The organism is Roseateles sp. PN1, from assembly GCF_038419725.1.
Classification (GTDB): Bacteria; Pseudomonadota; Gammaproteobacteria; order Burkholderiales; family Burkholderiaceae_C; genus Paucibacter_A.
The window spans coordinates 701,340-711,953 of the sequence record NZ_JBCARA010000001.1; the positions used below are offsets into that span (position 1 = coordinate 701,340).

The following is a 10,614-nucleotide window of genomic DNA, read 5'->3' on the forward strand; positions in this document are numbered from 1 at the left end:
GCTGAGATTTGCCTGGGGGGCTGCTGCTAGTTTCGCCACGGCGCAGCGCCATGCCGTGCGACTTGCTCAGGCCGGCCCACGCTGGCCCATGCACAAGGCCAGCGCGGCCCACCAGTCCTGCTCCTGCACCGGCTTGCAAAGCCAGCCGGCATCGGGCTGCGGCGGCAAGTGGCGGCTGCAGCACAGCACGCGCATCTGTGCGTGGCGGCTGCGCAAGCCCGCCAGCGCCTGGATCAAGTCGCCCGGCAAGCCATCGGGCTCGACGACCAGCAGGTCCAGTGGGGCGTCGATTTGCATCGCCTCATCCAGGTCGGCGGCCTGCAGACAGTCGAAGCCCGCCAGGCTCAGGCGTTCGGCCAAGGCTTCGCGGGCGGTCTCGCAGGGGTCGAGCACCAGCGCGCACAAGCCCTCGCCGATGCTGATCTGGCGTAGCAGCGGCGGCCACAGCACTTCGTCTTCGGCCGCCAGCTGAAGGGGCAGGTCAAAGCTGAATTCGCTGCCTTCACCGAGCTGGCTGCACACGCGGATGTCCCCGCCCATGGCCTGCACCATCTGGCGCGCGATGCTCAGGCCCAAGCCCAGGCCCGGCAGATGGGCGCTGGCGCTGGCGCGTACAAAGGGCTCGAACAGCCACGGCAGGTCTTCAGCTGCGATGCCGCTGCCTTGGTCGCTGACGCGCAGTTGCAACCGCGCGGGCGCGTCGGACTCGGTGCCGGCGTGCACGACGATGGCGCTGTCGCGGCTGAACTTGGCGGCGTTGGAGAGTAGGTTGAAAAGCACTTGCCGCAGGCGCTTGGCGTCCAGCTCAACGACGGTGGGCAGTTCCGCAGCCAAGCGCAATTCGATATGACAGCCGGCGCTGCGGGCCAGGCCCTGCGCTTGCTCCACCGTGTCGTGCAAGAGCCCGTGCAAATAGACCGGCGCGGGCAGGATCTCCAGCACGGCGCTGCTTTCCGGCGCTTTGGCGAAGCGCTGCAGCTCGTCGATCATGTCCAGTAGCAGCAGGCCGCTGCGCTCGATGGCGCGGCGGTCAGCGTCAAAGGCCTGGTCGACCCGCATCTCACGCGCGACATGGACGACCGAGGCCAGGGGGGCGCGCAGATCGTGGCCGATATAGCCCAGCAGCCGACCCTTGGCCGCATCGCTGGCCTGGGCGTGCCGGGTGGCTTGGGCCAGCGCCTTGGTGCGCTCCACCACAGCGGCTTCCAGCCCGCGTTCATAGCGTTGGTGTTGCTTGTGAAAACGCTGCATCAAGGCGATCAGCACCAGCAAACAGCCCAGCTCCATCATCAGCGGCGGCGCGTAGTCGCTCAAAGGCCCGTGGGGCCACAGGCCCAGCAGTCCCAGATAACGCGGCAGCATGCCCAGGGCCTGGGTACCCAGGGCCAGCAACCAGACCAAGGCCAGGCGCTGGCCCGCGCGAGCGGCTTGCACGCAGGCCAGCAGCAGACCCAGCAGCATGCAGCTGTTAAGCAGCGAATTGCTGATCGTGCCCAGGCGGTAGTCGCCAACCAGGCATAGGCCAAGGGTGAGCAGGCCGAGCCAGGCGATCAGGTTCAGCCCGCGATGCAGGCGGGGTTGGCGCCGGCGCAGGTGAAGCAGGCGGCGCACCGCCAGCCATTGGCACAGCACGGCAAGGCCGCCCAAGGTGGCCAAGCTGCGAGTGGCCCAGTCGGTAGCGTTGGGCCACAGAATCATGAAACTGGTGCCGCGCATGCCTGACTCATACAGAATGGCCAGCAGCATATGGGCGGCGATATAGATCGCGGCAGGCTCGCGCAGCACATGGGTGGTCATCACCGCCAGCAGCATCAGGAACAGGGAGACACCGACCAGGACCCCGTCCACCCACAGGCCGCCAGGGAATCGAACTTGCAGGGCGTGCGGATCCCAAAGCGTTGCCTCCAGCGCCACTGAGCTGCGGCTGGCAACACGCAGCAACAAGGTTTGCGTCTGGCCGGGCGCCAGTTGCACGATGAAGGCGCTTTCCCGCATGGCTAGCTTACGCGCGCCAAAGGGGTGGCTGGTGCCCGCGTGGCTCACTTGCCAATGGCCGTCGGCTTGCTGGCGATACAGCGCTACTTCCTCCAAGCGGGCCGGTTCGATCAGCAAATGTCGGCTCAGGCTTTGGGTGCCCGGGTTGTGAAGCCGCAGGCGCAGCCAATAGGCCGAGCCGCTATAGCCCGGGTGCTTGTCGCTGCTTTGCATGGGGCGAAAGCGCTGGTGCTGCGCATCTTGCGGGCCCAGGCGCGCGCTGGGGTCTACCCAAATCTGCAGATAGGGCAGCAGTTTCAGCTGCTCCTGATCTTGCGCTTGCAGCTGCAAGATAGCTTGCGGCGAGGGCAGAGCCGCGCCAGTGTTTGCTTGCTGTGCTTGAGCGTGGCCGTTGAAGAACGCCGCGACGAGGAGTAGGCCGAGCACTTGTGTGCGCAGAAGCTTGCGCAGCAGGCTGCTCAACACTGATCAGCCTGTGGCGCCACCTTCTCGTGCTCAGCATCCCCGCCAAGCGCGCTGGCTGGCCCCCCTTGCTCACGCAGGCCCTGGCGATAGGCCTGCGGGCTCATGCCTGTGCGCTCTCGAAACGAGGTGGCGAAATTGCCGGGGTTGCCAAAACCCACGGTGAAGGCGATCTCCTGCACCGACATGGCGGTGTCGGCCAGCAAGCGCTGCCCGGTGCTGACTCGCTCATCGCGGATAAAGCCCGAGATGGTTTGCCCCAGATGCTCGCGGAACAGGGCCAGCAGGCGCTTCTCGTGCAGGCCCACTTGCCGAGCGATCTGGGCCACCGAGGGCGTCTCACTCAAATGCGCGCGGATGTACTGGGCGGCAGCCTGCACCAGCAGTTCGTCCGGGTTGCGGACGGGCGCCGTAGCGGCAGACTCATCGACCGTGGGTTGGCGAATCTGTGCGGCCAAGCGCAGATGCACACGCACCCGAGCCAGCACTTCCTCGGGATGAAACGGCTTGCTGATGAAATCCACCGCGCCTAGTCCCAGCCCTTGGATGCGCCGTTCGGGGGAGTTGTGCGCGCTCAAGAAAAGCACAGGAACGGCGCAAGTCAGCGGGTCAGCCTTGAGCAGGCGACACAGGGCGTAACCGTCCATATCCGGCAGGCCAATGTCCAGCAACACCAGATCGGGCTGCAAGGCCTGGGCTCGCTGCAGGCCGGCCTGCCCGTTGTGGGCCAGAGCAAGACGGAAGTCAGGTTGCAAAAGCTGGTTGAGCCAGCGCAGCTCCTCGGGCTTGTCGTCCACCAGCAGGATCAGGGGGGGCACCAGCGCCGAGCCCGATATGGGCGCCTGGGTGGTGTGCAGAGTATCGGGTGTGCTGGCTGTGCTGATGGTCTCGTACATAGGGGGCGAATTGTCGGGCATGAGGGCCACCCGAGTAGGCCCGCAAGCAGGCGGTCCGCCGCTTGATTTGTGCGATGTGCGCACTTCTTCTTCGCTGGAGAGCCGCTTTCTCGCCGCTATTCGTTTTGCCAAGACCGGTGGGCAATTTGCCAAAGGCTTGCCCCTCGGCACGGGCCGATAAAGCGGGCTGATAACACCGACATCGACCGACTCCCATGAAGACAACAATGCAAAAGAAGCGACTGCGCGCCTGCCTGGGCGTCACCTTGGGCCTGCTGGCGGCCACGTCGCTGGTACAGGCTGCGCCCGACGCGGGCCAGTTGCTCAATGAGCAGCAGCGCCTGAACAAGCCTGGCCAGCAGCCGGCCAACAAGCCCGCGCTATTGGAAAGCGAGGCCGCACAAGCCGCGCAATCCGGCGGCTTCAAAGTGCAGATCAAGCAGGTGCGTTTCACCGGGACTGAAGGTCTGGTGAGTGAGGCTGATCAGCAAGCCTGGGTGGCCGATCGCCTGGGCCGCTCGCTCAACCATGCTGAGTTGCAGGCGCTCGCCGCCCGCGTCACGGCCCAATTGCAGGCACGCGGTTTCATGCTGGCGCGAGCCTATCTGCCGCCGCAAGACCTCAGCGAAGGTGTGCTGGAGATCGCCGTGCTGGTGGGCCGGCTGGAGTCGGGTGCCGGCCGGGTGCAAGTGCTCGGCAAAGACGCCGGCCTGAACACCCGCTTGATGGCCATTGCCAACGCCGCCATGCCGGCAGGTGCGGTGCGCGGCGAGCAGATTGAGCGCGCCATTCTTTTGATCAACGATGTGCCAGGCGTCAGCGCCCGCGCCACCCTGGACAAGGGCGTGGAGCCGGGCACGAGCCGGGTCATCATCACGGCCGAAGAGCTGCCCACCCTGAGCGGCAGCGTGCTTGCCGACAACTTCAGCAACCGCTACACCGGCGCGGTGCGCGTGGGGGCGCAAGGCTTCTGGAACCGCCCCTTGGGCCTGGAAGATGTCGCCAGCCTGAGCCTGAGCGCCAGTGAAGGCACACAGCAGGCGGCACTGAGCTATGGCTTTGCGCTGAACCCCGCCGGCCTGCGCGCCAATCTGGCGGGCTCTTATCTGCGCTACAAGGTCGGCCAGGAGCTGGACCGCCTCGATCTGCGCGGTTCTGCCCAATCGCTGACGGCGGGGCTGAGCTATCCCTTGCTGCGCGGCCGTGAACAGAATCTGTGGCTGAGCCTGGATGCGGAACGCAAGCAGTTGAGTGACCAGGCCCTGGGCTTGTCGCTGCGCGAGCGCCGCCTGCACCGCCTGGGCGCTGGCCTGAGCGGGTCCGCTTGGGATTCCGTGTTGGGCGGCGGCCTCAACGAGTTCAGTGCTGGACTGAGCATCGGCCAGGTCAATCTGGCCGCCAACGCTGGGGATCAAGCGGCGGACGCCTTGAGCGCGCGCACCCAGGGCGGTTTCCACAAGCTGAGCTGGCGCCTGGCGCGCAGCCAAAGCGTGGCCGCGGGTTGGGGCTTGAGCGGCCTGAGCGTGTATGCCGCGCTCAATGGCCAGCAGGCTTCGCGCAATCTCGATTCGTCGGAGAAGTTCATGCTGGGTGGCCCCAGCGGCGTGCGTTCCTACGCCGTCGGCGAGGCGGTGGGTGACAGCGGCTGGGTCTTCAACGGCGAGCTGCGTCAGGACTTCATGTTCCATGGCGATGTGCGCGCGCAAGCCCTGGCCTTTGTGGATAGCGGCAGCATCACGCAGCACGCCAGCCCCTGGGTCGGCTCATTGCTGGGCCAGCCCAATAGTTACTCACTGCACGGCGTGGGCCTGGGCCTGAACTTGTTCGCGCAGTCATGGAGTGTGCGCACTGGCGTGGCCCGCGCGCTGGGCGAGAACGCCGGCCGCAACCCGGCCACCGGCCTGGAAGCTGATGGCCGCCAGGAGCGCTATCGCCTGTGGGTGCAGGTGCAGGCGCGCTTCTGAGGCTTGGCCCAAGCGCCAAAAGGCCAAACCGCTCAAGCAAAAAACAAAGAATTCTGAGGATTACACGCAATGAAAAAAGCCTCCATGAACCACGCCTATCGCCTGGTTTGGAATGAAGTCACCGGCACTTATGTGGCCGTCGCCGAACACTGCAAAGGCCGCGGCAAGCGCGCCAGCAGTGGCCTCTTGGCCAGCGTCTTGCTGGCCGGTGCGGCCCATGCCGCAGGCGCCGGGGCCGGGCCTGATCCCAGCTTGCTGGCCAGCGCCTTGCCCAAGGGCGCGCAACTGGCTGGTGGCCAAGCCACGGTGACGCAAAACGGCAATCAGCTGACGGTGCAGCAGCAGAGCCAGCGCGCTATCCTGAACTGGCAAGAGTTCAATATCGGCGACAAGTCCAAGGTCACGTTCGCCCAGCCCAATGCGCAAGCGATCGCGCTGAACCGCATCACTGGTGGCGCACCGACACAGATCCAGGGCGAGTTGAGTGCTAACGGTCAAGTTTGGCTGATCAACGCCAGCGGCGTGGTCTTCGGAAAAGGCGCGCAAGTCAATGTGGGCGGCCTGGTGGCCAGCAGCCTGAACATCAAGGATGCCGACTTCATGGGCGGCAAAGCCAGCTTCGCTGCGGAAGGCGTGGCAGGCAGCGTGGTCAATCTAGGTCAGATCCAGGCCCAGGGCGGCGTGGTGGCCTTGCTGGCCCCCGTGGTGCGCAATGAAGGCAGTGTGGCTGCCGGCCAGGTGCTGATGGGCGCAGGCGACAAGATGGCCTTGGACTTCGGCCGCGACGGCTTGGTGTCCCTGGCGATCGAGCGCGCCGCGCTGGACGCGCTGGTGGACAACAGCGGCCAGATCGCGGCCGGCACGGTGGTCTTGAGCGCCCGCAGCGCCAACGCCTTGCAGGCCAGCGTGGTCAATAACAGCGGCGTGATCGAGGCGAAAAGCCTGGTGGCGCGCGGCGGCCGGATCTTGCTCGACGGTGGCGAGCAAGGCGAGGTGCATGTCAGCGGCCGCCTGGACGCCAGCTCTGGCGCTGCCCAGGGCGGCACGATCACGGTGCAAGGCGAGCATCTGCGTCTGGACGGCGGCGCTCAGTTGGACGCCAGCGGCGCCACGGGCGGCGGCCAGATCCAGGTCGGCGGTGGCTGGCAAGGTAAGGACGCTAATGTGCGCAATGCCACGAGCGTGCAGGCCGATGCCAGCGTGCAGGCCAAGGCCGATGCTGTCGACGTCGGCAAGGGCGGTGAGGTGGTGTTCTGGTCCGATGACAAGACCCAGTTCGCCGGCAATATCTCGGTGCGCGGCGGCGCGCAGGGCGGCGACGGTGGCCGCGCGGAGGTGTCGGGCAAGCAGGTCCTGCAGTACAGCGGCCGCACGGATGCGCGCGCAGCCAAGGGCCGGACGGGCGATTTGCTCTTGGACCCCTCCACCTTGGAGATCAGTGGTGGCGGCAGTGGATCGGGTTCGCTGAGCGGCTCGCAGGTGTTTGAGAAAGACATCGAGGCCCAGAACGCCAATGTGCTGCTGCAGGCGACGGGCGACATCCTGGTCAATGATCTGTTCCTCAATGGTGGTGACGGCAAGATCAGCATGCAGTCCAATGTGAGCCTGCGCATCGAAGCCGGCACAGGCAATGGTGGGCAATTGACACCGCCAGCGGGGCTGAGTGATGGCTCATTCGCCGCTTACACCGACTTGATGTTTGCCAACGCCGCCAACACGTTGGAGGTCTCGGGTACGGGCAGTTTGATGCTGGTTGCGGGTGCGACCAATAGCGGTCGTGTCTTGAATACTCCCAAGCTGATTGCTCACGGCACGGGCAGCAATGTGGGCACTTTGCCGACGCACAACGTCAACGCTCCCGGCAGCGGTTCGCCGGCTGCGGCCTCGATCACCCTCTTTGGCGCAGACGGCGCCACGGTGGGCGGGGCCATTCAGACGCAGGGCGGCTATGTCCGTATCTGGGCCGACTCCGACAATGGCGGCGCCGGCTTTTTCACCTTGAATGCGCCTGTCACCACCCATGGTGGCAACTTTTACGTCTCCACCGGTAGCGGTGACGTGACGCTGAACTCCAGCATGGTGCTGGACGCCGGTCGTATCTTCTTCAGGGGTGACGGCGGCTATACCAATGGCAACAAGATCCTGGCTGGCTTGCTCTCGGTCAGCGGCGATGTCAATGTGGACACGCCGTTCATCTTCCGGGGTGGGGCCAGCATCCACACCGACGGCAATATCAACTTCGGCGCCGTCAACATCAATATGGACACCGGCACCGGTGTGCTGACCCTGCGCGCCAACAAGATTGACTGGGGCACAGCGACCCTGAACAACCTCAGCACCGCTTCGCTGCGTTTGGAGCCCGCCACGGCTAGCACCGATATGGTCTTGGGCGACGCCAATGGCTTTGCGTCAAAGGCCACCCTGGACAAGCTGCCAGGCATCAAGAACCTGACCGTTGGCCGGGAAGACGGCACCGGCACCATCAGTGTGCCGAGCGACTTTGATGGCAAGGCCTCCGGGCATTTCGAGATGGTCAACAAGACGGTGGAAATCACCGCCGGCAAGCTGATCAATACCTTGGGTGACATCACCCTCACCGGCGACACCATCAACATCAGCCAAGCGGTTGATGCGAAGAATGGCGCGGGCAAGGTCACCATCCGCCAGATGACGGCCTCGAACGACTTGCATCTGGGCACTGGCTTGAACAATGCCACCCTGGGTCACGTCAACGCCGCCACGCTGGCTGTGGGCCGTGAAGATGGCGGCAATCTGGTGTTCGACAGCGACATCAGCACCACCGCCACCAGCGTTCATTTGCTGAGCGGCCAGCAAGTCATCGGCCGTGACGGCGGCGTGGCCGCAGAGAATCTGGCTGTGACTGCCGGTGGCGGCGCGGTGCTGAGCGACAGCAGCTTCAATTTCAAGAAGTTGGCGCTGAAGGTCGGTGGTGACACCGATGTTCGCAGCAGTACGGCCGATTGGGCGCTGGGCGCGGTGGATGGACTCAATGGCCTGAGCATCAATGCCGGCAAGAATGTCAACGTCGCCTTGAATGCAAGCGGGCAGCTGAACTTGAAGGCCCCCATTGCCTTCAATAGCACTAACAGCACGCTCCAGTTGCAAGCCGGGACGGGCTTTCTTGCTGCTGATGCAGGGGGCATGGCCGCAGTCAGCGGACAGTCCAATGCCACGGTCGAGTTCACTCTGGCTGGTGCCCATGCTTCGTTTGAGCTTGGCGGCCAAAGCGCCCAGCTGAGCGAGAGGAGCGTCCAAGCCTTCGATGCCATCCAAGTGATGCGAGTCAAAGCCACGGACGACGATGTGAAGCTGGCAGGCTTGACCGTGTTCGTGAGTGATCGCCTGGAGGTGGCCGGCCGCACCTTGGTGCAGCAGGGCACGCAGCGCGTCGGTTCTGGAAGCCTGTTCCTGTCGGCCGAGCAAGCGGGGTTGCAACTGAATCAAGCGCTCTCGGCCGGTGGCACGATGTCTTTGAATGACAAGGCTGGCGCGGGCATTGCGGGCAGTGGGCGGATCAGCGCCCCCAAGCTGGCGCTGCGCAGTAGCGGTGGCGATGTGGCCCTGAACAGCAGCGTGCATCACGTGGGCGAGATCGCGGCCGATGTGGGCAGCTTGCAGTTCAATACGGGTCGCAGCCTGACTGTGGGCCGCGCCGATGGGCTGGACGGCATTCACGCTGCACGCACGGTGGATGTGCGCGCCCAAGGCGCGGCTTCGGACATTGTGTTGAAGCAAGCCGTCAAGGCGGATAACGCGAGCGCCGCGGCCACACCGCTATTGCTGGCCGCAGGCCGCAACTTCCGCAACGAGGCGGGTGCGCAAGCCCTGCAAGCCACGGCAGGCCACTGGCATGTCTACTCGACCACGCCAACGGCTGACGAACGTGGCGGTCTGGCCTATCAGTTCAAGCAGTATCAAGCGACGACGAGCAGCACCGTGCTGGGCACCGGCGACGGCTTCCTCTACACCGTGGCGCCCAAGATCAGCGTGAGCCTGCAAGGCACGACGAGCAAGGTCTACGACGGCAAGACCGAGGCCACGCTGGGCGCTGGCAACTTTGCCCACAGCGGCACCATCGACGGCGACCAAGTGGCGTATACCGTGGGCGGCCAAGCGCGCTATGGCAACAAAAATGTGGGGCAGAGCAAGCAGGTCAGCGTCGACGGCATCGTTCTGGGTCAAGCGAGCAATGGCACTGTTGCCGTGTACGGCTATGCCTTGCAAAGCGACACCGCCAGCGGCGCCATCGGCGAGATCACGCCCAAGCACATTGGCGCGGCGATCGGTTCGGTCAAAGACAAGGTCTATGACGGCAAGCTGAGCGCTGAATTGGGCAAGGTGAGCCTGCAGGGCTTGGTGCTTGGCGACGAGGTTCAAACCAGTGGCGGTGCGGCCAGCTTTGCCAACAAGAATGTCGGCAAAGACAAGGCGGTCAGCATCGCCGGCCTGAGCCTGATCGGCGCCGACGCGGGCAATTACAGCTTTGACAGCGCCACCCAGGCCAGCATCACGCCCAAGAGCGTGTCGGTGGCCGATGTGAAGGTGTCGACCAAGGTCTACGACGGCACGACCAGCGCCCAAGTCAGCGGCGGCCAATTGGCCGGCGGTGTGGATGGCGAACAATTGGGCTTCAATCTGAGCGCCGAGTTCCTCAACAAGAACGCCGGCGTGGCCAAGGACGTGAATGTCAAGCTGGCCTTGAGCGGCGCCGACGCCGGCAACTATCAACTGGCCAGCGACAGCGTCGTCGCCAAAGGTGACATCACGCCCAAGACCGTGACGGCGGGCGCTGTTGCCGTTGCGACCAAGGTCTACGACGGCAATCGCCAAGCCGAGGTGACCGGCGGCAAGCTGCAAGGCTTGATCGACGGCGACCAGGTCGATACAAGCCGCAGCGGTGAGTTTGCCGACAAGAACGCCGGCAAAGCCAAGGACGTGGCGGTGACGCTGGGCTTGGCCGGTGCCGACGCCGGCAACTATCAGCTGGCCGGCGCGCAAGTGCAGGCCAAGGGCGACATCACGCCCAAGACGGTGACCGCGGGTGCGGTGGCTGTTGCCGCCAAGGTCTATGACGGCAATCGCAACGCTGAAGTCTCCGGCGGCAAGCTGCAAGGCTTGATCGACGGTGATCAGGTCGACTCGACGCGCAGCGGTGAGTTTGCCGACAAGAACGCCGGCAAGGCCAAGGACGTGACGGTAACGCTGGGCTTGGCCGGTGCCGACGCCGGCAACTATCAGCTGGCCGGCGCGCAAGTGCAGGCCAAGGGCGACATCAC

The 10,614-nt window shown here is 65.0% G+C and carries 4 protein-coding genes; 2 read left to right on the plus strand and 2 right to left on the minus strand.

Annotation, left to right across the window (positions count from 1 at the left end; genetic code table 11):
* Nucleotides 1-66: 66 nt before the first annotated feature.
* Together AABB87_RS02725 and AABB87_RS02730 are read right to left on the minus strand one after the other, a co-directional pair.
* Entirely contained in the window at nt 67-2,460 is a 2,394-nt protein-coding gene (locus tag AABB87_RS02725) for a sensor histidine kinase (RefSeq protein ID WP_341969655.1), read from the minus strand.
* Nucleotides 2,454-3,374, minus strand: coding sequence for a DNA-binding response regulator (locus AABB87_RS02730; RefSeq protein ID WP_341969656.1), 921 nt, complete (start codon nt 3,372-3,374; stop codon nt 2,454-2,456). The genes AABB87_RS02725 and AABB87_RS02730 overlap by 7 nt, the downstream gene beginning before the upstream one ends.
* A 206-nt stretch (nt 3,375-3,580) precedes the next feature.
* Here AABB87_RS02730 and AABB87_RS02735 point away from each other — a divergent pair, with 206 nt between their 5' ends.
* A complete protein-coding gene (locus tag AABB87_RS02735; RefSeq protein WP_341969658.1) occupies nt 3,581-5,317 on the plus strand; it encodes a ShlB/FhaC/HecB family hemolysin secretion/activation protein in 1,737 nt (578 codons plus the stop codon).
* A 69-nt stretch (nt 5,318-5,386) separates the two neighbouring features.
* The coding region (locus AABB87_RS02740) for a YDG domain-containing protein (RefSeq protein ID WP_341969660.1) at nt 5,387-10,614 on the plus strand (5,228 nt) is incomplete at its 3' end.